Source organism: Comamonas sp. C24C (genome assembly GCF_053345995.1).
Genome location: NZ_JBKFBC010000013.1, coordinates 130720 through 151831 on the forward strand (window position 1 = coordinate 130720; position 21112 = coordinate 151831).

The window sequence follows — 21112 nt, forward strand, 5'->3', positions numbered from 1 at the left end:
AAATATTTCGGAGACAAGGTATGGCAGAACAGGAATATGACCTGATCGTCGTGGGCTCGGGGGCCGGCGCTTTGCTGGGCGCGATTCGTGCGCAGGAGCAGGGTCTCAGGACTCTGGTGGTGGAGAAGACCGAACTGTTTGGTGGTACCTCGGCCCTGTCCGGTGGTGGCATCTGGATTCCGGTCAATTACGATCAGAAAAATGCCGGCATCCAGGATGATCTGGAAACTGCGTTCGGCTATATGAAGCGCTGCGTGCGCGGCATGGCCACCGACGACCGCGTGCTGGCCTATGTGGAAACCGCGAGCAAGATGGCCGAGTACCTGCGCCAGATCGGCATTCCCTACCGTGCCATGGCCAAGTATGCGGATTACTACCCCCATATCGAAGGCTCCAGGCCCGGTGGCCGCACCATGGACCCGGTGGATTTCAATGCAGCCAAGCTGGGCGTGGCGGCGCTGGAAACCATGCGCCCCGGCCCTCCGGGCAATCAGCTGTTCGGCCGCATGAGCATCAACGCTTTCGAGGCGCATTCCATGCTGTCGCGCGAGCTGAAGTCGCGCTTCACCATTCTCGGCATCATGCTCAGGTATTTCCTGGACTACCCCTGGCGCAGCAAGACCAAGCGTGACCGCCGCATGACCGGTGGCCAGGCGCTGATTGCCGGTCTGCTGACCGCAGCCAACAAGGCGGGCGTCGAGCTGCGGAGCAATAGCCCGCTCAAGGAGCTGGTGCAGGATGCATCGGGGCGTGTCATCGGAGTTGTCCTTGAAAAGAATGGTCAGCGCACACAAGTCAAGGCCAGGCGTGGCGTGCTGCTGGGCGCCGGTGGTTTTGAGCGCAACCAGGAAATGCGCGACCAGTATCTGAACAAGCCCACCAGGGCCGAATGGACGGCCACCCCTGTGGGCGGCAATACCGGCGATGCCCATCGCGCAGGCCAGGCTGTGGGTGCGCAGCTGGCGCTGATGGACTGGTCCTGGGGCGTGCCCACCATGGACGTTCCCAAGGAACCCGCTTTCCGCGGCATTTTCGTGGAGCGCTCGCTGCCGGGTTGCATGGTGGTCAACGCAAAAGGGCAACGCTTTTTGAATGAATCCGGCCCTTATCCCGAGTTCCAGCAAGCCATGCTGGCCGAGCATGCCAAGGGTAATGGCGGCGTGCCTGCATGGATTGTGTTCGATGCCAGCTTCCGCGCGCAAAACCCCATGGGCCCTCTGATGCCCGGCTCCGCAGTGCCGGATAGCAAGCTTCGCAAGAGCTGGCTGAACAATGTCTACTGGAAGGGCGAGACGCTGGAGGATCTGGCGCGCCAGATCGGCGTGGATGCCGCCGGCCTGAAGGACAGTGCGCGGCGCATGACCGAATACGCCAGGACCGGCAAGGATCTGGACTTCGACCGCGGCGGCAATGTGTTCGACCGCTACTACGGCGATCCGCGACTTGGCAATCCCAACCTCGGCCCCATCGAGAAAGGCCCCTTCTACGCCATGCGCCTGTGGCCCGGCGAGATCGGCACCAAGGGCGGGCTGCTGACCGACAGAGAAGGCCGTGTGATCGACACCCATGGCCGGATCATCGAAGGCCTGTACTGCGTGGGCAACAACTCCGCCTCCGTCATGGGGCCGGCCTACGCCGGCGCTGGTTCCACCCTGGGGCCGGCCATGACTTTCGCCTTCCGCGCCGTGGCCGACATGGTGGGCAAGCCTTTGCCACTCGAGAACCCGCATCTGCTGGGTAAGGCCATTTAGGAAGGAGGCATGGAGATGTCCAATTCCAAGAAACTCGTCAGCACCGTCAATCCCGTGAGGGCTGCGCTGGATGTGCGCTCGGCCGATGAGATCCAGTGGTCCGATGCCAGTGATGTGGTGGTTGTCGGTTGGGGAGGCGCAGGCGCAAGCGCAGCCATCGAGGCACGCGAGCAAGGTGCCGAGGTGCTGGTCATCGACCGTTTCGGCGGCGGCGGTGCCAGTGTGCTTTCAGGCGGCGTGGTCTATGCCGGCGGCGGCACCAGATACCAGAAGGAGGCCGGCTTCGAGGATTCGCCCGAAGCCATGGCCGCTTACCTCAAGCATGAGGTCAATGGCGTGGTCAGCGACGAAACACTGGCCCGCTTCAGCCGCGACAGCGTGGACAACCTCGACTGGCTCGAGAAGCAGGGCGCCACATTTGCATCCACCATGCCGGCGTACAAGACGTCCTATCCGGCAGACGGCATGTATCTCTACTACTCGGGCAACGAGGTCGTGCCGGCCTACGGCAACCCCCAGCTGACTAGCAAGCCCGCGCCGCGCGGTCATCGCGTGGTGGCCAAGGGGCAGTCGGGAGCGACGTTCTTCGCCGCACTGCAGAAGTCCACCTTGGCGCACGGAGCCCGTACCTTGACGCAGGCCCGCGTCCAGCGGCTGGTGCGCGAGAAGGACAGCGGCCGCGTGCTGGGCGTGGAGGTGATGGTCTTGCCTGAAGGCGATCCACTGACCGAGCGCCATAAGAAGCTGGACGAGCTGGTGGCCAAGTGGCGTCTGTATCAGGCGCCACGGGCCCAGGCGGGGCGCCGCGAAGCGGCACAGATCGAAAGCGAGATCGGCGAGAAGCGCTATATCCGCGCCCGCAAGGCGGTGGTGCTGTCCACCGGTGGCTATATCTTCAATTCGGAGCTGCTGGATCGGCATGCGCCGGCCTACAAGCCTGGCTGGCTGACCGGTGCGGCGGGCTGTGATGGCTCCGGTCTGCGGCTCGGGCTGTCCGCGGGAGGGGTGGCCCAGGACCTGAACAATATCTCGGCCTGGCGCTTCATCACGCCGCCCTCGGTCTGGCCCAAAGGCCTGGTGGTCAACACCCGGGGCGAGCGCTTCTGCAACGAACAGGTCTACGGCGCCAAGCTCGGCTACGAGCTGATGGAAAAGCAGGGCGGCAAGGCCTGGCTCATTATTGACGGCAAGCTACGCAGGCAGGCCGCCTGGCAGTGCCTGTTTGGAGGCCTGTGGGCTTTCCAGTCCATGCCCGCGTTGGCGCTGATGTACAAGGTCGCGATCAAGGGTCGATCGGTCGCCGATCTGGCCCGCAAGCTCGATATGGATGCGGCGGTTCTGCAGCGCCAGTTTGACGGTGCCAATGCCGCTGCTCGCGGCGAGATCGACGACCCTCAGGGCAAGTCCAGCGATATGCGCCATGAGTTCAAGGGCGGTTCGCTGTTTGCCATCGATATCTCCATCAGCCAGAAGATGTTCCCGCTGGCCGTGCTGAGTCTGGGAGGTCTCAGGGTCAACGAGGACAACGGTGCGGTGATCGATGGCGCGGGCAGGGACATTCCAGGGCTGTATGCCGCAGGGCGTACCGCTATCGGCGTGGCTTCCTCGCGCTATGTGAGTGGCCTGTCTCTGGCCGACTGTGTGTTCTCGGGCCGTCGTGCCGGCAAGGCTGCGGCGCTTGAGGATGACAAGTCCCTGACCGGCCAGGCCGCGCGCCAGCAGGCACCCGCTGTGGAAAGCGTCAGTTCCTGACCCCTCGAATCGGGGGGCGATCCTGCGCCGGGGCGCCGCTGCAAGACGGTACAGAAAGAGTGAGTAAGGGGTAAGAAGAAATGAGCAGTGAAGCCATGACAACCGCATCGCGCTACCACCCGCTGCGTGTGCGTGCAGTGATTGACGAGACGCACGATACCAAGTCCATCGTCTTCGAAGTGCCGGGGGAACTGGCCGAGCAGTTCAGATATCGGCCTGGTCAGTTTCTGACATTGCGCCTGCCCATCGAAGGGCGTTATGTGCCTCGCTGCTATTCCATGTCCAGCGCTCCGACGCTCGACGATGCCTTGCGCGTGACCGTCAAGCGCGTGGAAAAGGGGCGAGGCTCCAACTGGGTGTGCGACCGGATCCGGGTCGGTGATTCCATCGAACTGATGCCGCCCTCGGGCTTGTTCTCGCCGCGCAATCTGTCGCAGAACTTCTTGCTGCTGGCCGGTGGCAGCGGCATCACGCCGGTGTTCTCCATCCTGCGCACCGTGCTCAAGCAGCATCAGGGCAATGTGGTGCTGTTCTATGCCAACCGCGACGAGCGCTCGGTCATCTTCAAGAAGGACCTGCAGCTGCTGGCGGCCGAGTATCCGGATCGCCTGCAGGTCATTCACTGGCTGGACTCGGTGCAGGGGGCGCCGTCGCAGAGGCAGATCGCTGCCTGGGCCACGCCATGGGTGGCCGATGCGGGCCAGGCCTTTATCTGCGGGCCGGGACCCTTCATGGATGCCGCACAGGCCGCGATGATAGAAGCCGGCATGCCAGCCGATCAGGTGCATGTGGAGCGCTTTGTCTCCCTGCCTGACGAAGAGACCCTGCAGCAGCTGCAGGAGGCTGCAACTCCCGTGGCGGCTGCAGTCGAGCAGGCCGTGGTGCAGCTGCGCCTGGACGGCGAGGAATACGAATTCAGCTGCAGCGGCACCGAGACCATTCTGGAGGCTGGACTGCGCGCCGGCATCAACGTGCCGTACTCCTGCCAGGCCGGCATGTGCGCCTCCTGCATGTGCCAGGTACAGGACGGCAGCGTACATCTGCGTCACAACGAAGTGCTGGATGCCAAGGATCTGTCCAGGAACTGGACGCTGGCCTGTCAGTCCGTGCCCACCAGTGAAAAGCTGCGCGTCAAATTTCCGGAGTAATTTATGTCGAAACCCAACCAGAGTGCGATGCCCGAGTCCTCGCTGACCTTGCCGGGCATGCTGGCCGATGTGGTCAGCCGCTTTTCCGCCCGCGCGGCGATTGTCGAAAGCGGCAAGTCCATCAGCTATGCTGAGCTGCAGCAACTGAGCCGCCAGGCCGCACGAGCCTTGATGAGCCTGGGCGTGCAGGCCGGTGACCGGGTGGCGCTGTGGGCGCCGAATCTCAGCGAGTGGATCGTGGCTGCCTGCGGGGTGCATGCCGCTGGCGGCGTGCTGGTGCCCTTGAACACCCGCATGAAGGGTGCTGAAGCTGCCGACATTCTGGAGCGCAGTCGCGCCAGAGTGCTGGTTTGCGTGGGGGACTTTCTGAACAACTACTACCCCGATCTGCTGCAGGGTCTGCGTCCTGCCACGCTGGAACAGGTGGTGGTGCTCGGTGACAAGGTGCTGCCCAGCGCGGACCTGAGCTGGGCGCAGTTCATGGCCAGGGCCGAGGGCACGACGGCCCAGGCCCAGCAGCAGCGAGAAGCCGGGATCAAGCCCGACGACACGGCCGACCTGATGTTCACCTCCGGCACCACGGGCCGCCCCAAGGGCGTGATGTGCGCTCACCGACCGACGATTCTGGCTTTCAAGGCATGGTCGGAGGTGGTGGGGTTGACCGAGGGCAGCCGCTACCTGATCGTAAACCCCTTCTTCCACACCTTTGGCTACAAGGCGGGCTGGGTGGCGGCCTTGCTGCAGGGCTCCACCGTCTATCCCGAGCAGGTGTTCGATGCGCAGGCCATCTTGCAGCGCATCGAGAGCGACCGCATCAGCTTCCTGCCCGGGCCGCCCACCCTGTTCCTGTCCATGCTGGCGCATCCGGGGCTCAGGGATTTCGACCTGAGTTCGCTGAAGTCCTCCGTGACGGGCGCCTCCACCGTTCCTCCCATTCTCATCAAACGCATGCGCGAGGAGCTGGGTATCCAGAATGTCACCACGGCCTACGGCCTGACGGAATGCGGTGGTTGCGCCACGCTCTGTGAGCCGGCCGACAATGTGGAGACTGTCGCCAATACCTGCGGCAAGGCCCTGCCCGGGACCGAGGTGTGCTGCGTCAACGAGCAGGGGCAGCCCGTGGCCCCCGGCGAGGCGGGCGAGGTGCTGCTGCGTGGCTATCACATCATGCAGGGCTACTTCGAGGACGAAAAGGCCACGGCCGAGACCATCGATGCCGATGGCTGGCTGCATACCGGCGATGTGGGCGTGCTTGATGAGCGCGGCTATCTGCGCATCACCGATCGCCTCAAGGACATGTTCATCGTGGGCGGCTTCAATTGCTACCCTGCAGAGATCGAGCGCATGCTCTCCAACCATCCCGAGGTGGCACAGGTCGCCGTGGTCGGCGTGGCCGACGAGCGCATGGGCGAGGTCGGCTGTGCCTGCGTGGTGGCACGCAACGGCATCACGCTGGACAAGGAAGCCTTCACCGCCTGGTGCCGCGCGAATATGGCCAACTACAAGGTGCCGCGCTTCGTGCTGCAGCTGGACGGCCTGCCCGTCAACGCCTCCAACAAGGTGCAAAAGCGCGATCTGCTGCAGATCGTCAAGAGCAGGCTCGCGCCTGCTTCACAGCCGGCCTGAACAGCTCTGTCTGAAAAAGCCAGGCGGTTTTCGGAAAGCGGCCAAAAATCATGGCTATAATTCGAGACTGCTCTGTAAGGCACACAGCTTTTCAGAAATGCGGGAATAGCTCAGTTGGTAGAGCGATACCTTGCCAAGGTATAGGTCGACGGTTCGAACCCGTTTTCCCGCTCCAGGTTTTGAAAAGGGAAGCAAAAGCTTCCCTTTTTTATTGCTTTGGTCGCTTGGCTGATGCAATACTTCCCCCTGGCGCCCGGCGCTAGTGGTGAAGTGGGCCTCGATGGTGAAATTGGTAGACACTGCAGACTTAAAATCTGCCGCTTTTAACGAAGCGTGCCGGTTCGATTCCGGCTCGAGGCACCAGAATTGAAAAGCCTGCTATATTTTTTGTAGCGGGCTTTTTTTATTTGTGGCTTGATGGCCGCTGCCGCCCGCAGTCTTGCCGAAGGTGGGAAAATCAAGGGCTGTGATGCCGTAGGGCAGTGCGATGTCGGGCTTTGTCAAGGCACTTGGAAAAGCTCCGGCTTCAATGCAATATGGCTTGCAGTTCTGTCATGCTGACGGGGTCTGCACTCCTAGAGAGAAAAGATGTCTAGTTACAACGCTGCTTTTGAAATTCATGTCCACGGTCAGGTTCTGCTCCGTGCTGACGTTACGTATGAGCAGCTGCAAGATGCATTGCGTCCCCTGTGGGCCTATGCCGGCGCGCGCTCATTGACGGATGGCGAGGGAAGTCTTTACGAAGAAGAGCCCGGCATCCAGTTCGAGGCCAAGGAGCATCTGCTGCAGATGTGCTGGACCGTGCGCGGCGACGATGACTTCCGCCAGGCTCTGGACGATATGTGCATGGGCCTGAACGAACTGGCCGAGCAGGGCTCGCCGATCGAAGTGACCTTCTACGACACCGAGTTCGACGAGGAAGAGGCTCCTGCCGAGGCCCAGAGCCGCGATGACTTCCTGATGCTGTTTGTCGGCCCCAATCCTGCGGCCATCATGCAGGTGCAGCGCGATCTGCTGGTGCAGGACGTCATCAACATGATGGAGCGCCACTTCGATGGCGCCGAACTCGGCGGCGTGGTGCAGGAAATCGACAAGCTGTTCTCGCAGCGTTTCGAAGCCCTGGTCAGCTCGCTGGAGCTGGGCAAGCCGCCGCGTGGCGGATCGGGCGGCTCGGCTTCCGGTCATGGCGGCAATCGCCGCCCGCGCCATCTGCATTGATTCTTCGCTCATTCGCCGTCAAAACCCTCTGTGCTGCAGTCTCGAGACTGTGACAGGGGGTTTGTCTTTTGCCATGAAGCCCATTCCCACCCCCAAATATTCGGGAGCCGTCACGCAGCAGCTGCTCAAGGACAGGGCTGCGCGCGCCAGCATGGGCGAAGCAGAAGCACCTCTGGCATTGCCCTATCTTTCGGGTTATGCGCCATCGCTGCAGAACCAGGTGCGCGATTGGCTGCTGGCAGGCAAGGCCGGTGACTGGCTGCTGCGCAAATATCCGCAGGCCCACGCGGTACGCACTGACAGGGCGCTTTATGACTATGTCGATGCGCTCAAGGCCCAGTATCTGCGCAATGCCGGTCAGCTGCACAAGGTCGCTTACGACAGCAGGATCCATGTGGTGCGCAATGCGCTGGGTCTGCATACGCGGCGTGCGATTGCGCATGGCGGCCGGCTCAATGCGCGGCACGAGATCCATGTGGCGGCCATGTTCAAGCAGGCGCCCGATGCCTTTTTGCGCATGATCTGCGTGCATGAGCTGGCCCATATCCGCATCATGGATCACGACAAGGCGTTCTATCAGTTATGCACGCACATGGAGCCTGATTACCACCAGTTGGAGTTTGATGTGCGCTTTTACCTCAGTTATCTGGATCAGGGTGGCCAGCCACTCTGGGTCTGATGGCGCAGCTCAGGCGGGTGTGGCGACGGCGCTTGGCGAGCACACGCTGACAGCCTGGCTGCAAGCGGCAGGCAAATCCAGCCAGCGCTGGGCCGCGGCTTGCATGGCCGTCAGGCGGCCGGTTGTCATGAGCCGGATCTGCTCGGCCTGGGCCAGCTGCAGCGATCCATCGGTCTCGGGCCCGAGCAGATGGCGCTGCTCCAGCATGCGTCGGGTCTGGCGTGCGACAGGGGCGCCTGTGTCCAGAAACTGGATATCCGGCCCCAGCAGGGCGCGCAGGTCGTCCTTGACGAAGACATAGTGGGTGCAGCCCAGCACCAGCGTATCCATCTGCCCGGTCTTATGGCCGAAACTGCCTAAAGCGCCCGCATATTTCGTGCAAAGCGCTCTGATTTCGGTGGCGCTTGCATCCTCGGGCAATGCCTGCTCGGTGCTTTGCTCGATGGCTCTGGCCAGGCCATCGCAGGCCTGCAGATGAAACTCGGCGCGCTGGCCATGTTCGGCCACCAGGCGTGCCACGCGCTGGCTGGAGACGGTGCCCCGGGTGGCCATCACTCCCACATGATGGGTCTGGCTGGAAAAAGAGGCCGGCTTGATGGCGGGCTCCACGCCGATGACGGGCAACTGAGGCATGCGTTCGCGCATCAGCTCCACGGCCGCAGCCGTCGCGGTATTGCAGGCAATCACCAGAATCTTGATGTCGTGCTGCTGCTGCAGATACTGCGCAATGGCCAGGCTGCGCTCCTGCACAAACGCATCGCCCCGTGCGTCGCCATAAGGGGCATTGCCGCTGTCGGCCAGATAGACGAACTGCTCGTGCGGCAGTTCGTGGCGCAGTGCCTGCAGCACGCTGAGGCCACCCACACCGCTATCAAAAATGCCGATGGGGGAGTGAGGAGTGGGCATGGTGCAAAAAGATGAGTGCAGGCAATGATGCGGCCGCCAGTATGCGCCGCTTTGCGCCTGGGTGGCGCGTTCAGGGGTATGGATGCGTCACGCGTCCTGGCTGCTGTGGTCTGCGGGTAGGCCGCAGACCGGGCAGAAATTATTGCCATGAGCGACTTCATGCCCGGCCGGGCAGTGGCGGGGCGCCAGGAGGGAGGGCAGGTTCCAGCTCGAGAAGAAGATGCAGAACGCCATGCCGTAGAAGATCATCCAGTGGCCCGAAAACACGCGCAGGCCTGTCATGCCGACTGCAATGCTGAGAAAGAAGTTGACAAAAGCATAGATGAAGATCGTGTAAGCGCTGATGCGCATCCAGGCGGGGCAGCCTGCGAGTACCTTTTTCCAGGAAAACTGCTGACGATTGCCATTGTTGATGCGCTGGGCGATCAGCGCCGCAGGTACCCAGACTGCAAAAATTCCCATGCTCATCACGCTGGTGAATATTCTCAATGCATCTTTAGGTAAATGAACTCCAAGTACGTCTATCTGTCCAGAAAGTGCTGCCAAGTGCGTGATTGCGCTGAGTACAAAGCCCATGCCGGAAATCATCAGCAGTGGCGGTAGAAGAATGGGCATGGCGGCGATGAAAAGATAAAAAAGGAAGCTGCTAGCGCTTGTTTGACGGGGGATTTAGGCATGAATAGTGTAATTTTTCAAGCCGAAGCTGCGATCAATGCTCATCTTTTTGCTGAGGATGGGACAGGCGAATGCTGTCCACCAGCTTGCCGAAGTAGCTTTGGCGTATGGACAGCAGGGCGGGCAACGGGCCAGAGGGCAGGCGCTCGGAGCCTTCTTCATTGATGCAGAACTCGAAGAAGAGATAGTCCACTTCAGCCAGCTTGAGCTGATGGCGGCAGGCATGGCGGCCCGACCCCCGCTTTTTCTCAGCAACGGTCTGCAGGCTGGCATCGCTTCCCAGCACTGCCGTATAGGCCATGGGCAGGGTGGCTGCCAGATCGAGCCAGAGCACAAAAACCATGAAGGCGCTGCAGAGCAGGCCCATTAGCCAGCGCTTGACAGGACCGTAGCTGGGCCAGGGGCCTGCCGGCTGCCACAGTCCCAGCCTGTGCAGCCGCCGCAGCCAGATGCCCGCTGCCGAAGTCAGCGCCAGCGACAGATACAGCGCGAGCAATTGCCAGCGGGCCTCCGGTATGAAGCTGCGCCAGACGATGGGGGCGAGGGCTCCCAGCATCACCGCCATGAAAACCGCGATCAGCCATTTCTGCGGGGTGGAGGTTTCAGGTTTCCAGAGCCAGTTCATGCAGCAGAATCCGCAGTCCGGGGTCGGATCGCTTTTCGCATGCGCGCGTTGCTCAGGGCAATGCCTCTCACGACGGGCATTTGCCGGCGCTGCTGCTCAAAGCCGAAATGGGCGAAGAAGCCCTGAGCGTTGAGACTGACATCGGCGCTCAGCTCCGGCAGGCCGTTTTGCCGCGCGGCATGCTCGATATGCGTGAGCAGGAGCCGGCCCACGCCCTGGCCGGCATGTTGCGGAGCCACAAAAAAGTGATCGATATAGCCGTTGGCTTGCAGATCTGCATAAGCCAGGGGTAGATCATTGGCACAGACGGCGACAAAAGGGCTCAGTGCCTGGATGCGCCTGCTCCACTCCGCCCGGTCGGGCTGTGGCGGCGCCCAGGCATCGAGCTGCTCGGGGCTGTAGTGATTTGCGGCCAGTTGATGCACGGCGTCGTGGAACACCTGCCACAGTGCGATTTCATCTCCGGGGCGATAGCTGCGTATATGCATGGGTTGGCAGATGGATTGAGTTTGGCAAAAATGCTTTTCAGCAGCAGAGGCATGACATCGGTTCCGCGCGCATGGGTAGATCGGATGCACTTCTTTATCTGCACGCAACCCGCTGTTTTGATGGATTTTCTGTCATCAATTAAAGCTGAACAGTGGTCTAAAGTCTGTGAAATGCTCAGGTTTTTATAGCGGAAAAAATAACGTCAACCTCTAGAATGATCCGCCCATGCCCTTGATCTACCTTATCCTCCTACCTTTCGCAGGCAGCCTTCTGGCTGCCTTATTGCCTGCAAATGCGCGCAATACGGAATCCACACTTGCAGGTGTCATTGCGCTGATATGCGCGATTCAGGTAGGGATGCTGTTCCCGGAAATGGCCGATGGAGCGGTGCTCAGGCAGGAGGTGTCCTGGCTGCCGGCGCTGGGCCTGAATCTGGTGATTCGCATGGACGGGTTTGCCTGGTTGTTCTCCATGCTGGTCTTCGGCATTGGTGCACTGGTGGTGCTTTATGCGCGCTACTACATGTCGCCCGCTGATCCGGTTCCGCGCTTTTTCTCGTTTTTTCTGGCTTTCATGGGGGCCATGGCGGGGGTGGTGCTCTCGGGAAACATCATTCAGCTGGTGTTTTTCTGGGAACTGACCAGTCTTTTCTCCTTCCTGCTGATCGGCTACTGGTATCACCGCAAGGATGCGCGCCGGGGCGCGCGCATGGCCTTGACGGTCACGGGCACGGGCGGGCTGGCCATGCTGGTGGGCATGCTGGTGCTGGGTCATATCGTGGGCAGCTATGACCTCGACAATGTACTGGCGGCAGGCCAGCAGATTCGCGACAGCCACCTCTATCTGCTGGCATTGGTGCTGATCTTGCTTGGTGCACTCACCAAAAGTGCTCAATTTCCGTTCCAGTTCTGGCTGCCCAATGCCATGGCAGCACCGACGCCCGTGTCGGCCTATCTGCACTCGGCCACCATGGTCAAGGCTGGTGTATTTCTGCTGGCGCGGTTGTGGCCGGTGCTGGCGGACACCGATGCATGGTTCTGGCTGGTCGGTGGCGCCGGTGCCATGACGCTGCTGATTGGCGGCTATTGCGCGATGTTCCAGCACGATCTCAAGGGTTTGCTGGCTTATTCAACGATCTCGCATCTGGGGCTGATTACCTTGCTGCTGGGCCTGAACAGCAAGCTGGCTGCCGTGGCCGCAGTTTTTCACATCATGAATCACGCGACCTTCAAGGCTTCGCTGTTCATGGCGGCGGGCATTGTGGACCATGAAAGCGGCACGCGGGACATCCGGCGCCTGTCGGGTTTGCGCTTCATGATGCCGATCACGGCCACGCTGGCCTGTGTGGCCAGTGCCGCCATGGCCGGCGTGCCGCTGCTCAACGGATTCATCTCCAAGGAAATGTTCTTTGCCGAGACCGTCTATCTGGACGCAGCTCCCTGGGTCAAGACCGTGCTGCCGGTGGTGGCGACGGTGGCCGGCATGTTCAGCGTGGCCTATTCGCTGCGCTTCACGTTCGATGTCTTCTTTGGTCCCCAGGCCGACGATTTGCCGCACGAGCCCCACGAGCCGCCGCACTGGATGCGTGTGCCCGTGGAGTTGCTGGTGCTGGCCTGCCTGATCGTGGGCATCTTCCCGGCCTGGGCGGTGGGCGGTTTTCTCGCGGTGGCCGCAACGCCTGTCGTGGGCGGCGACTTGCCGGAGTACAGCCTAGCCATCTGGCATGGCTGGAATATGCCGCTCATCATGAGCCTGGTGGCACTGGCCGGCGGTATCGTGCTCTACACCATGCTGCGCTGGCAGCGCACGGTCGGGCACTTCGACACCACGCCCGTGCTGGGCCGTGTCAGCGGTCGCAGGATCTTCGAGAATCTGCTGGCCCGCATCACCTGGCTGGGCCGGGCGGGGCGCCGCAATCTCTCCACGCGCCGCCTGCAGTGGCAGATGCTGTGGCTGGTCTGCGTCGCCCTGGTCGCAGCGGCCCTGCCTCTATGGCTATGGGGCATGAAGCTGGGTGACCGCGGCACTTTGCCGGTGTCTTCGGCTTTTGTCCTGCTCTGGGCGATTGGCTGTCTGTGCGCGCTGGGAACGGCCTGGAAAGCCAAGTACCACCGGATGACCGCGTTGATCATGCTGGGCGGCACGGGGCTGTGCACGGTGCTGACCTTCCTCTGGTTCTCGGCGCCCGATCTGGCGCTGACCCAACTGGTGGTGGAAGTTGCCACCACGGTGCTGATCCTGCTGGGGCTGCGCTGGCTGCCCAAGCGGGACAAGAACATGCGTACCGCCGACAACGCCGATGCGCGGGCCAAGGCACGCCGCCTGCGCGATCTGGTGCTGTCGCTGATTGCCGGTGGCGGCATGGCCTGGCTGGCCTTTGCCATGATGAGCCGGCCCTTCTACGAAAGCACCTCCACCTTCTTCCTCGAAAACGCGCTGGGCGGCGGTGGCGGCACCAATGTGGTCAATGTGACGCTGGTGGACTTCCGTGGCTTCGACACCTTTGGCGAGATCGTGGTGCTGGGCATCGTGGCCGTCGTCATCTATGCGCTGCTGCGCCGCTTCCGTCCGGCGCGCGAGGCCATGGACATTCCGGAGCAGCAGCGCTATGTGCCCGGCGATTTGCAGACCGATTTGCTCAACCCGCGCAATGCCAGCGATACGGCGGTGGGCTACCTCATGGTGCCAGCCGTGCTGGTGCGGCTGCTGCTGCCGTTCGCAACGCTGGTGGCCGCCTATATCTTCGTGCGCGGACACAACCAGCCGGGTGGCGGTTTCGTGGCCGGGCTGGTGTTCTCGGTCGCCTTGCTGATGCAGTACATCATCTCGGGCACGCATTGGGTGGAGGCGCATCTGCCGCTGTATCCGCGCCGCTGGATTGCCGCAGGCCTGCTGTTTGCGCTGGGCACGGGCCTGGGCTCGGTGGCCGTGGGCTACCCCTTCCTGACCAGCCACAGCTTTGACTTTTCGCTGCCCTTGGTGGGACATGTGCATCTCGCCAGCGCCACCTTCTTCGATATCGGCGTGTTTGCGCTGGTGGTGGGCTCCACCATGCTGATCCTGACGGCGATTGCCCACCAATCGGTACGCGGACACCGCTTCCATGCGCGCTTGCTGGAAGAGCAGGAACAAGAGGCCAAGAAGGCCGAGGCCGAGGTGCAGGCGGCCACGGCCGCGGCGCTGGCAAGGGGAGGTATGTAATGGAAATCGTTCTGGCCATTGCCATCGGTGTGCTCACCGGCTCGGGCGTCTGGCTGCTGCTGCGTCCGCGCAGCTACCAGGTCATCATGGGGTTGGCGTTGCTGTCGTATGCCGTCAACCTGTTCATCTTCTCGATGGGGCGTCAAGGCCTCTCGATCAACAAGGTGCCGGTGCTGCAAAACGGTGTGCCCACCGATTTGTCGCACTATGCCGACCCCATGCCGCAGGCGCTGGTGCTGACCGCCATCGTCATCGGCTTTGCCATGACGGCGCTGTTCCTGGTCGTGCTGCTGGCGTCGCGAGGCGCTTCCGGCAATGACCATGTGGATGGCGCGCACTCGCGAACCGAACAGGAAATGCTATGAGCGAGTGGATTGAGCGTCTGATGCCGCACCTGATGCTGGCCCCCATCATGCTGCCCATGCTGACGGCAGCGCTGATGCTGTTCTTGCGCGAGGAGCGCCAGCGCCTGAAGCTGGGCATGAACATCCTCTCCACCACGATCAGCCTGGTGATCGTGGTCATGCTGCTGAGCTGGACCAATCAGGCGGGCTCGGCCGTCACCATGTCGGTCTACATGCCAGGCAACTGGCCTGCGCCCTTCGGCATTGCGCTGGCGCTGGACCGGCTCACGGCCCTGATGCTGCTGGTCACCTATGTGGTGGCACTGGCCGCGCTGGTGTTCTCTGCGGCGCGCTGGCACAAGGCCGGGGTGCACTTTCACCCCCTGTTCCAGCTGCAGCTGATGGGGCTCAGCGGCGCCTTCATCACGGCGGACCTGTTCAATCTGTTTGTGTTCTTCGAGATCATGCTGGCAGCCTCTTACGGTCTGCTGCTGCATGGCTCCGGCAGCACGCGTATTCAGGCCGGTCTTCACTATATCGCCATCAATCTGGCAGCGTCTTCGCTGTTCCTGATCGGCGTGTCCATGCTCTATGGCATTACCGGCACGCTCAATATGGCCGATCTGGCCCGGGCCATTCCACTGGTGCAGGATGCCGACCGCGGCCTGCTGCATGCAGCGGCAGGTGTGCTGGGCACGGCCTTTCTGATCAAGGCGGCGCTGTGGCCGCTGAACTTCTGGCTGGTGCCTGGCTACAGCGCGGCGACTGCGCCCGTGGGAGCCCTGTTTGCGCTCATGACCAAGGTGGGGGTCTATGTCATCTTGCGTCTGTGGACCCTGCTGTTCAGCTCGGAAGCCGGGGCATCGGCCCTGTTTGGCAGCACCTGGCTGATCGTGGGCGGCATGCTGACCATGGCTTTTGGTGCCATCGGCATGCTGGGCTCGCAGCGGCTGACCCATCTGGCGGGTTTTGCGGCGATTCTTTCGTCCGGCACCCTGCTGGCAGCGACAGGCTTCGGGCAGAACCTGCTGACGGCCGGACTGCTGTATTACCTGCCGGGCTCCACGCTGGCCGTGGCCTCCCTGTTCCTGATCGCCGATGTCGTGGATCGCTGGCGCGTGGATGACGATGCGGGCGAGCCCTACGAGGATGATGAGGCACCGTTCCTGAATGCCGAGTTGCTGCCGACCGAGGGCTTCAACCTCGACGATGACGAAGAGCTCATGATCGGTCGGGCCTTCCCGGCGGCAGCGGCTTTTCTGGGTCTGAGCTTCATGGCCTGTACCTTGCTGATCTCGGGCTTGCCGCCGCTGTCGGGCTTTCTCGGCAAGTTCGCCATGCTGACCAGCCTGCTCAATCCGCTGGGCATGGGCACCTCCAGTGGCGTGAAGGCCGGCCCGCTTGGCTGGAGCATGGTGGCCCTGCTCATCATCACCGGCCTGATGGCACTGATTGCGCTCACGCGCGCCGGCATCCGGCATTTCTGGGCCAACCCGGAGCAGAGCGCTCCCTCACTCAAGGTGGCCGAAGGCCTGCCCATCGCTGCGCTGCTGCTGTGCTGCATGGTGCTGACGGTCAAGGCCGATGACGTGATGCGCTACACCCAGCGGGCGGCCAATGCACTGCATTCGCCCGATGTCTATGTGCGCACCGTCATGGGCCTGGCTCCCGTGCCAGCGCCCAAGGAGAAGAAGGCTCAGGAAGCCGCAGGCCCCGAGGCGGCAGCGCGTGCGGCTGCGCTGGAAATGCAGGCCGAGCTCCTGCCCGGTATCGGCGATGAACGCGAAGCCGAGCAGAACGCCGTGACCCAGACCACGGCTTCGGTTCAAAAGGAAGAGAGCCGCCCATGAGAAACATCATGAAGTCCATCTTCCCGGCACCGCTGCTGTCGATCGCGCTGCTGGTGCTGTGGCTGCTGCTCAACCGCTCGGTTAGTGCCGGCCAGATTCTGCTGGGCCTGATCCTGGGCCTGCTGATCCCCGTGCTGCTGCGCGGCCTGCGCCCCTTGCCGGTGCGGGTCAGCCATCCGCTGAGCATTCTCAAGCTGGCCTTTCGGGTGGTCTGCGACACCTCGATCTCCAACTTCAACGTGGTGCGCTTTCTATTGTTGCCGCGCATGCGCAAGCACCCGGCGGCCTTTGTCCCGATTCCGCTGGACCTGCGTGACCCCAACGGACTGGCGGTGCTGGCCATGATCGTCTGTCTGACGCCGGGCACGTCCTGGGCCGAGATTTCGCGTGACCGCTCCATGCTGCTGCTGCATGCGCTGGAAGTGGAGGATGCCAAGAAGCTGGCCGACTTTGTGAAGTCCCGCTACGAAAGCCTGCTGATGGAGATTTTTGAATGAACCCCTGGTTTTATTGGGTGCTGATGGCATCTCTGGTCATGCTGCTGGCGGCCATGGGCTGCTCGGTGCTGCGCCTTCTCAAGGGACCGCATGCGCAGGACCGTGTGCTGGCGCTGGACTGCATGTATCTCAATGGCATGCTGGCCATGCTGGTCATGGGAATTCTCTATGACAGCACCAACTACTTCGAGGCGGCCTTGCTGGTGGCCTTGTTCGGCTGCGTGGGCTCCACGGCCATGGCCAAGTTCCTGCTGCGCGGCGAGGTGATCGAATGAGTACCGAGGTCATTGGCGTGGATCTGCCGCTGTGGGCCCAGATCCTGGTGGCGGCCCTGGTGTTTGGCGGCTCCCTGATTGCGCTCATGGGCTCCGTGGGCTTGCTGCGGCTCAAGAGCTATTTCGAGCGCGTGCATGCGCCCTCCATCATTGCCACCATGGGCTGCTGGCTCATCATGCATGCCACCTGGATCTACTTTTCCGTCAGTGGCCAGGGCTTTGTCATGCACTCGGTGCTGATTGCCATCTTCATTGCCGTGACCGTGCCCATCACCACCATCTTCCTCATGCGCGCGGCGCTGTTCCGCTCGCGCCGTGCAGGGGAGAGCGTGCCGCCCACGCTCAGCAATCTGGTGCGCAACGAACCCCTGGACGAGGAAGAGGCCGCCGAGGCCGATGAGAAGCCTGTGGCGAATAAAGCCTGAAATCCTGTCGTCCAAACATTTCAGGGCCGCCGTCTTGCGCTAGATTGGCGGCCATGCTCAATATTTTCGCCATCTGCATCGGTGCCTGTCTTGGCGCCCTGTCGCGCTGGGGGCTGGGACTGTGGCTGAGCGCAGGCGCCAGCCTGCCCTGGGGCACCCTGGCCGCCAATCTGATCGGCGGCTATCTGATCGGTGTCTTCATCGCGCTGTTTCAGGCCATGCCCCAGCTGGATCCGGCCTGGAAACTGGCCATCATCACCGGCTTTCTCGGAGCCCTGACCACGTTTTCCAGCTATTCGGCCGAGGTCATCGGCCTGCTGCAACAGCAACGTCTGGCTGCCGCTCTGGGCTGGACCAGCGTGCACCTGGTCGGCTCACTGTTCATGACCTACATGGGCATGCTCAGCTGGAGCATCTGGTTCAGCCGTTAGGCTGGCAGACCATTTGCCACTATTGAGGCAAACTGCTTCAGCGTTTAGAGGCGAAATACTCTCCTGGGCTATAGCTTTGTGAGCGTATAGTGCAAGCATCATCTGCACTACAGGTGCATTTGAGCTTGAAGTACTTGACGGATGGGCGGTCAGCGCTACGAAATCTTTAGGGATGGCTGTAGCCCGTACCACTCAGCATTCTAAGAACCGAGGGTCCATGCAAATTTCATCTCCCCTGTCCGATACCGATCTGGCCAATGCCTGGGCCGAGCTGCACAACCAGGCCCATAACGGCAAAGAGCTGGAACCTCAATCCAACCGCCTTGCATTCGCCGATCCGGAGTTCATGTTCCGCCGTGAAACGCGTGGCATCCGCATGCAGCTGGAAATGCTCAAACCCGATCTGACCCAGATCGAGCGAGGCATCGAGCACACGGTGGTGGTCTATGGCAGCGCGCGCTTTGTCGATATGGATCAGGCGCGCGAGCAGCTTGCGCAAGCCAAGGCCAGCGGCGATACCCAGCGCATGGCGCTGGCCGAGCGCGGCATGCGCAACGCCGAGCGTTATGAGGCGGCACGCGCCTTTGCACGCATCGTGGCGACCGAAGGCATGAAGCAGGCGCCCAGCGAGCGCTTCTACATCTGCACCGGCGGCGGCCCAGGCATCATGGAGGCCGCCAACCGCGGCGCCCATGATGCAGGTGCACCCAATGTGGGGCTGAACATCTATCTGCCGCACGAGCAGCATGGCAACCCCTACATCACGCCGGGGCTGAGCTTCAAGTTCCACTACTTTGCGCTGCGCAAAATGCATTTCATGATGCGTGCCAAGGCGCTGGTGGCCTTCCCTGGCGGCTTCGGCACCATGGACGAGCTGTTTGAAGTGCTGACGCTGGTGCAGACCCACAAGAGCAAGCCCGTGCCCGTGATCCTGTTCGGCACGGAGTTCTGGAAGCGGGTGCTGAACTTCGACGTGCTGGTGGAGGAGGGCACCATTTCCGCCAAGGATCTGAACCTGTTCCGCTACACCGATGATCCGGCCGAGGCCTGGTCCTTCATCCAGCAGTTCTATCAGACCGGCTGGAACAACGGATAAGCGTTCACACCACCCCCCGAACCGCCAGAAGGTTTTCCTCTGGCGGTTTTTTATTGCGCATCAACGCATGGTCGATAGCTTCTGCGGAGTCAGCGCTCGGCCCTGCTTCGGCCTATATGCCATGCAGCGATTGCTCGGCCAGTTGCTGGGCCCGCGCGATCGAAATGCCTTCGTGCTGGTCGATGACCAGCGCATCGCTCTCGTTGTCGCCGCGGTGCAGCACTACGCGCGGGCGTGTGCCGTCGGCCTGGATATGCACATCGGCCGGGCGTGACTTCTGCGTGGGGTAGACGGCAATCAGATTGGACAGCCAGCCAAAGAAAATCGGGTCTTCGGGCGGCTTGTCGAAGGAATCCAGATAGCGGTGAAAGCTGGCCTCGCTGGCCGACACCCAGATGCCCCAGAGAAAGGGCTCGTCCAGGCCATGGATCGGCACTTCCAGAATGGCGCGCACATAGTATTGCGTGCCTTCGGGATGGCTGATGACGCAGAGCTCGTCGCTCAGCTCGGCCCATGCCTCGCGTTCTTGCTCGCTCAGGCGCCGGTAAGGTGCAGGGGCATCGAAAGCAAAGCTCGGCGATCCTTCGTGAATCTCATCGCATTTGCTGCATTGGTAGGCAAAGATGGCGGCCATGGTGTGAGCTTTCAGCGTTTGTGAAATACCAGCGTGCGGTTGTTGGCCGGCATGGCCTGGTCGAGCTGCAGCTCCATGCCGTGTTCTGCGGCCAGCGCCACGATGGCTTCAAAATCGCGCAGGCCGCTGCGCGCATCGCGCTGGCGCAGCCAGGCATCGAAGGCGCGGTTGCTGTCGCTGGTGAAACGACCGCCATAGTTGAACGGACCATAGACGGCAAACACGCCGCCCACGGGAAGATGCGAGCCCACCAGCTCGAACATGCGCTGCACCAGCGGCCAGGCCACGATATGACAGGTGTTGCTGGTGAAGACGGCATCGAAGCCGGATGAATCCGCGGTTGCCGGCCAGGCATCGGTCGCCAGGTCGAACTCCAGCGGCGCACGCAGATTGGGAGCGCCTTGGGCGGCGTGCCAGGCCTGGATGCCTGCGTGACTGTCGGCCAGGTCACTGGTCTGCCAGAGCAGCTGCGGCAGGCGCGGTGCGAAGTACACGCTATGCTGGCCTGTGCCGGAGCCTATCTCAAGCACATGCCGGCAGTGCTGGAAGGCGGATTGCAGCACCTCGAAGATTGCAGCCTGATTGTTTTCGCAGGCCTGGGAAAAAGGCAGTTGCGGTGCTGTCGATGAAGAGTTGGAGGTCATAAGGGACTCGGCGGGCAGACACAGGAAATGGTGCAGGCATCTTCCCCCCAAATGCCAAGTCCGCGCTGTGCGACGGCCTTCACGGCTTGAAGCGCAGCCTGATCTCGGGTCGCACGTTCAAGCTGCCGATTTTCCAGCTGTACGAGCCCAGGCCCAGCGTGGGTGTGGAGCTGGCGTTTTGCGAGAGTACCTCGGCATTGCCGGGCAGGCTGACCTTCAGGTTGCCATGCATGGTGATGCCCAGTTGCGCAAAGTCTCTCTTTTCCTTGTCCTTGAGCGGCTTGGCGGCAATCGTCATCACGCCGTTCCTGTCGGTCTGTACGGTGAACAGGTCCAGCAATCGCAGGCCTTCGCCGGGCTTGCGCTGGCCGGCAATCTCCAGCGCATAGCGGGCATTGCCGTTGTAGACGGCTTTCCGGACCTCGGGCTCGCGGCTCAGTTGCTGCGCTTGCTCAGCCAGCTCGCGGTGGTCTTTCTCGCTCAGCACGCCCTGTTTTCTGAGCTTCATCACGGCCAGGGCATTCACCACCGTGCCGTCAAAGCGGTAGCTGTAGCTGCCGTCTGGCTGTACTTCCACACTGGCAGAGAATCGCTCGGGCACCAGGCAGGCGCTCAGCAAGGCGGCGAGGGCGGCGGCCGTCGACAGCGCCAAAAGCTTGTGCATGAAGACTCCTTTCGAGCGGCATCGCGGCATTCCGGAGTGCGGATGCCTGAGTCATCGTAGAACAAACAGGAATCACGCCAATAGGGGCTGCCATCAAGACGGTATGGAGTCCTCTCGCAAGACTATTCAAAAAGAGGAGCTTCAATCGCTTGCTGTATAAGGGATACAAGCCATTTTTGTTT

21 protein-coding genes and 2 tRNA genes are annotated in these 21112 nt (G+C 62.0%); 16 read left to right on the forward strand and 7 right to left on the reverse strand.

Annotation, left to right across the window (positions count from 1 at the left end):
- The first annotated feature begins 20 nt into the window (after nucleotides 1–20).
- From ACLBXN_RS21175 to ACLBXN_RS21210, 8 genes are all read left to right on the forward strand, one after another.
- Entirely contained in the window at nucleotides 21–1751 is a 1731-nt protein-coding gene (locus tag ACLBXN_RS21175) for an FAD-dependent oxidoreductase (protein ID WP_447613473.1), read from the forward strand.
- Nucleotides 1752–1766: 15 nt separating this feature from the next.
- Entirely contained in the window at nucleotides 1767–3503 is a 1737-nt protein-coding gene (locus tag ACLBXN_RS21180) for an FAD-binding protein (RefSeq protein ID WP_447613474.1), read from the forward strand.
- Between the two features lie 80 nt (nucleotides 3504–3583).
- On the forward strand, nucleotides 3584–4651 hold the full coding sequence (locus tag ACLBXN_RS21185) for a 2Fe-2S iron-sulfur cluster-binding protein (protein WP_447613475.1): 1068 nt from the start codon (nucleotides 3584–3586) through the stop codon (nucleotides 4649–4651).
- Between the two features lie 3 nt (nucleotides 4652–4654).
- The gene (locus ACLBXN_RS21190; protein ID WP_447613476.1) at nucleotides 4655–6277 is read left to right on the forward strand and encodes a FadD3 family acyl-CoA ligase; all 1623 of its coding nucleotides are present in this window, start codon (nucleotides 4655–4657) and stop codon (nucleotides 6275–6277) included.
- A gap of 99 nt (nucleotides 6278–6376) precedes the next feature.
- Nucleotides 6377–6452, forward strand: a tRNA-Gly gene (locus tag ACLBXN_RS21195).
- A 99-nt stretch (nucleotides 6453–6551) separates the two neighbouring features.
- Nucleotides 6552–6640, forward strand: a tRNA-Leu gene (locus ACLBXN_RS21200).
- Between the two features lie 225 nt (nucleotides 6641–6865).
- Entirely contained in the window at nucleotides 6866–7495 is a 630-nt protein-coding gene (locus ACLBXN_RS21205) for a DUF6806 family protein (RefSeq protein WP_003057277.1), read from the forward strand.
- Nucleotides 7496–7568: 73 nt separating this feature from the next.
- Nucleotides 7569–8174 carry a YgjP-like metallopeptidase domain-containing protein gene (locus ACLBXN_RS21210; RefSeq protein WP_447613477.1) on the forward strand — a complete coding sequence of 202 codons (606 nt, stop codon included), beginning with the start codon at nucleotides 7569–7571 and terminating at the stop codon, nucleotides 8172–8174.
- A gap of 9 nt (nucleotides 8175–8183) precedes the next feature.
- Here the strand turns inward: ACLBXN_RS21210 and murI are convergent, their stop codons facing one another.
- The 4 genes from murI to ACLBXN_RS21230 form a co-directional block, all read right to left on the reverse strand.
- Nucleotides 8184–9080, reverse strand: coding sequence for a glutamate racemase (gene murI / locus ACLBXN_RS21215; protein WP_211455599.1), 897 nt, complete (start codon nucleotides 9078–9080; stop codon nucleotides 8184–8186).
- An 87-nt stretch (nucleotides 9081–9167) separates the two neighbouring features.
- A complete protein-coding gene (locus ACLBXN_RS21220; RefSeq protein WP_211455600.1) occupies nucleotides 9168–9695 on the reverse strand; it encodes a hypothetical protein in 528 nt (175 codons plus the stop codon).
- A gap of 94 nt (nucleotides 9696–9789) precedes the next feature.
- Nucleotides 9790–10380, reverse strand: coding sequence for a hypothetical protein (locus ACLBXN_RS21225; protein ID WP_211455601.1), 591 nt, complete (start codon nucleotides 10378–10380; stop codon nucleotides 9790–9792).
- Entirely contained in the window at nucleotides 10377–10868 is a 492-nt protein-coding gene (locus ACLBXN_RS21230) for a GNAT family N-acetyltransferase (RefSeq protein ID WP_211455602.1), read from the reverse strand. Before ACLBXN_RS21230 ends, ACLBXN_RS21225 begins: the two co-directional genes overlap by 4 nt.
- Before the next feature lie 226 nt (nucleotides 10869–11094).
- Between ACLBXN_RS21230 and ACLBXN_RS21235 the strand changes: the two genes are divergently transcribed.
- From ACLBXN_RS21235 to ACLBXN_RS21270, 8 genes are all read left to right on the forward strand, one after another.
- Nucleotides 11095–14070 (forward strand): monovalent cation/H+ antiporter subunit A, encoded by a 2976-nt coding sequence (locus tag ACLBXN_RS21235; protein ID WP_211455603.1) that lies wholly within the window; start codon nucleotides 11095–11097, stop codon nucleotides 14068–14070.
- Entirely contained in the window at nucleotides 14070–14435 is a 366-nt protein-coding gene (locus ACLBXN_RS21240; RefSeq protein ID WP_003057261.1) for a Na+/H+ antiporter subunit C, read from the forward strand. The genes ACLBXN_RS21235 and ACLBXN_RS21240 overlap by 1 nt, the downstream gene beginning before the upstream one ends.
- Nucleotides 14432–16264: a monovalent cation/H+ antiporter subunit D gene (locus tag ACLBXN_RS21245; protein WP_043005734.1), complete on the forward strand. Its 1833-nt coding sequence runs from the start codon at nucleotides 14432–14434 to the stop codon at nucleotides 16262–16264. Before ACLBXN_RS21240 ends, ACLBXN_RS21245 begins: the two co-directional genes overlap by 4 nt.
- A complete protein-coding gene (locus tag ACLBXN_RS21250) occupies nucleotides 16261–16761 on the forward strand; it encodes a Na+/H+ antiporter subunit E (RefSeq protein WP_043005733.1) in 501 nt (166 codons plus the stop codon). The genes ACLBXN_RS21245 and ACLBXN_RS21250 overlap by 4 nt, the downstream gene beginning before the upstream one ends.
- Nucleotides 16758–17036, forward strand: a complete 279-nt coding sequence (locus ACLBXN_RS21255) for a K+/H+ antiporter subunit F (RefSeq protein WP_003057255.1) — start codon at nucleotides 16758–16760, stop codon at nucleotides 17034–17036. The genes ACLBXN_RS21250 and ACLBXN_RS21255 overlap by 4 nt, the downstream gene beginning before the upstream one ends.
- Nucleotides 17033–17461 carry a monovalent cation/H(+) antiporter subunit G gene (mnhG, locus tag ACLBXN_RS21260; protein ID WP_043005732.1) on the forward strand — a complete coding sequence of 143 codons (429 nt, stop codon included), beginning with the start codon at nucleotides 17033–17035 and terminating at the stop codon, nucleotides 17459–17461. The genes ACLBXN_RS21255 and mnhG overlap by 4 nt, the downstream gene beginning before the upstream one ends.
- Nucleotides 17462–17514: 53 nt before the next feature.
- Nucleotides 17515–17892 (forward strand): fluoride efflux transporter CrcB, encoded by a 378-nt coding sequence (crcB, locus tag ACLBXN_RS21265; protein WP_043005880.1) that lies wholly within the window; start codon nucleotides 17515–17517, stop codon nucleotides 17890–17892.
- A 217-nt stretch (nucleotides 17893–18109) separates the two neighbouring features.
- On the forward strand, nucleotides 18110–18988 hold the full coding sequence (locus tag ACLBXN_RS21270; RefSeq protein WP_167009657.1) for an LOG family protein: 879 nt from the start codon (nucleotides 18110–18112) through the stop codon (nucleotides 18986–18988).
- 112 nt (nucleotides 18989–19100) lie between these two features.
- Here the strand turns inward: ACLBXN_RS21270 and ACLBXN_RS21275 are convergent, their stop codons facing one another.
- The 3 genes from ACLBXN_RS21275 to ACLBXN_RS21285 form a co-directional block, all read right to left on the reverse strand.
- Nucleotides 19101–19622, reverse strand: coding sequence for a DUF2199 domain-containing protein (locus ACLBXN_RS21275; RefSeq protein WP_050872680.1), 522 nt, complete (start codon nucleotides 19620–19622; stop codon nucleotides 19101–19103).
- 11 nt (nucleotides 19623–19633) lie between these two features.
- Complete coding sequence (locus tag ACLBXN_RS21280; RefSeq protein ID WP_447613478.1) at nucleotides 19634–20266, reverse strand: DUF938 domain-containing protein; 633 nt, start codon at nucleotides 20264–20266, stop codon at nucleotides 19634–19636.
- Between the two features lie 79 nt (nucleotides 20267–20345).
- On the reverse strand, nucleotides 20346–20930 hold the full coding sequence (locus ACLBXN_RS21285) for a hypothetical protein (protein WP_043005727.1): 585 nt from the start codon (nucleotides 20928–20930) through the stop codon (nucleotides 20346–20348).
- Nucleotides 20931–21112 lie beyond the last annotated feature (182 nt).

Excerpts from the sequence above, each read along its gene's own strand:
- ACLBXN_RS21175 (WP_447613473.1), top strand. The coding sequence starts at position 21 with ATGGCAGAACAGGAATATGACCTGATCGTCGTGGGCTCGGGGGCCGGC.
- ACLBXN_RS21180 (WP_447613474.1), top strand. The coding sequence starts at position 1,767 with ATGTCCAATTCCAAGAAACTCGTCAGCACCGTCAATCCCGTGAGGGCT.
- ACLBXN_RS21185 (WP_447613475.1), top strand. The coding sequence starts at position 3,584 with ATGAGCAGTGAAGCCATGACAACCGCATCGCGCTACCACCCGCTGCGT.
- ACLBXN_RS21190 (WP_447613476.1), top strand. The coding sequence starts at position 4,655 with ATGTCGAAACCCAACCAGAGTGCGATGCCCGAGTCCTCGCTGACCTTG.
- ACLBXN_RS21205 (WP_003057277.1), top strand. The coding sequence starts at position 6,866 with ATGTCTAGTTACAACGCTGCTTTTGAAATTCATGTCCACGGTCAGGTT.
- ACLBXN_RS21210 (WP_447613477.1), top strand. The coding sequence starts at position 7,569 with ATGAAGCCCATTCCCACCCCCAAATATTCGGGAGCCGTCACGCAGCAG.
- murI (WP_211455599.1), bottom strand. The coding sequence starts at position 9,080 with ATGCCCACTCCTCACTCCCCCATCGGCATTTTTGATAGCGGTGTGGGT.
- ACLBXN_RS21220 (WP_211455600.1), bottom strand. The coding sequence starts at position 9,695 with ATGCCCATTCTTCTACCGCCACTGCTGATGATTTCCGGCATGGGCTTT.
- ACLBXN_RS21225 (WP_211455601.1), bottom strand. The coding sequence starts at position 10,380 with ATGAACTGGCTCTGGAAACCTGAAACCTCCACCCCGCAGAAATGGCTG.
- ACLBXN_RS21230 (WP_211455602.1), bottom strand. The coding sequence starts at position 10,868 with ATGCATATACGCAGCTATCGCCCCGGAGATGAAATCGCACTGTGGCAG.
- ACLBXN_RS21235 (WP_211455603.1), top strand. The coding sequence starts at position 11,095 with ATGCCCTTGATCTACCTTATCCTCCTACCTTTCGCAGGCAGCCTTCTG.
- ACLBXN_RS21240 (WP_003057261.1), top strand. The coding sequence starts at position 14,070 with ATGGAAATCGTTCTGGCCATTGCCATCGGTGTGCTCACCGGCTCGGGC.
- ACLBXN_RS21245 (WP_043005734.1), top strand. The coding sequence starts at position 14,432 with ATGAGCGAGTGGATTGAGCGTCTGATGCCGCACCTGATGCTGGCCCCC.
- ACLBXN_RS21250 (WP_043005733.1), top strand. The coding sequence starts at position 16,261 with ATGAGAAACATCATGAAGTCCATCTTCCCGGCACCGCTGCTGTCGATC.
- ACLBXN_RS21255 (WP_003057255.1), top strand. The coding sequence starts at position 16,758 with ATGAACCCCTGGTTTTATTGGGTGCTGATGGCATCTCTGGTCATGCTG.
- mnhG (WP_043005732.1), top strand. The coding sequence starts at position 17,033 with ATGAGTACCGAGGTCATTGGCGTGGATCTGCCGCTGTGGGCCCAGATC.
- crcB (WP_043005880.1), top strand. The coding sequence starts at position 17,515 with ATGCTCAATATTTTCGCCATCTGCATCGGTGCCTGTCTTGGCGCCCTG.
- ACLBXN_RS21270 (WP_167009657.1), top strand. The coding sequence starts at position 18,110 with ATGCAAATTTCATCTCCCCTGTCCGATACCGATCTGGCCAATGCCTGG.
- ACLBXN_RS21275 (WP_050872680.1), bottom strand. The coding sequence starts at position 19,622 with ATGGCCGCCATCTTTGCCTACCAATGCAGCAAATGCGATGAGATTCAC.
- ACLBXN_RS21280 (WP_447613478.1), bottom strand. The coding sequence starts at position 20,266 with ATGACCTCCAACTCTTCATCGACAGCACCGCAACTGCCTTTTTCCCAG.
- ACLBXN_RS21285 (WP_043005727.1), bottom strand. The coding sequence starts at position 20,930 with ATGCACAAGCTTTTGGCGCTGTCGACGGCCGCCGCCCTCGCCGCCTTG.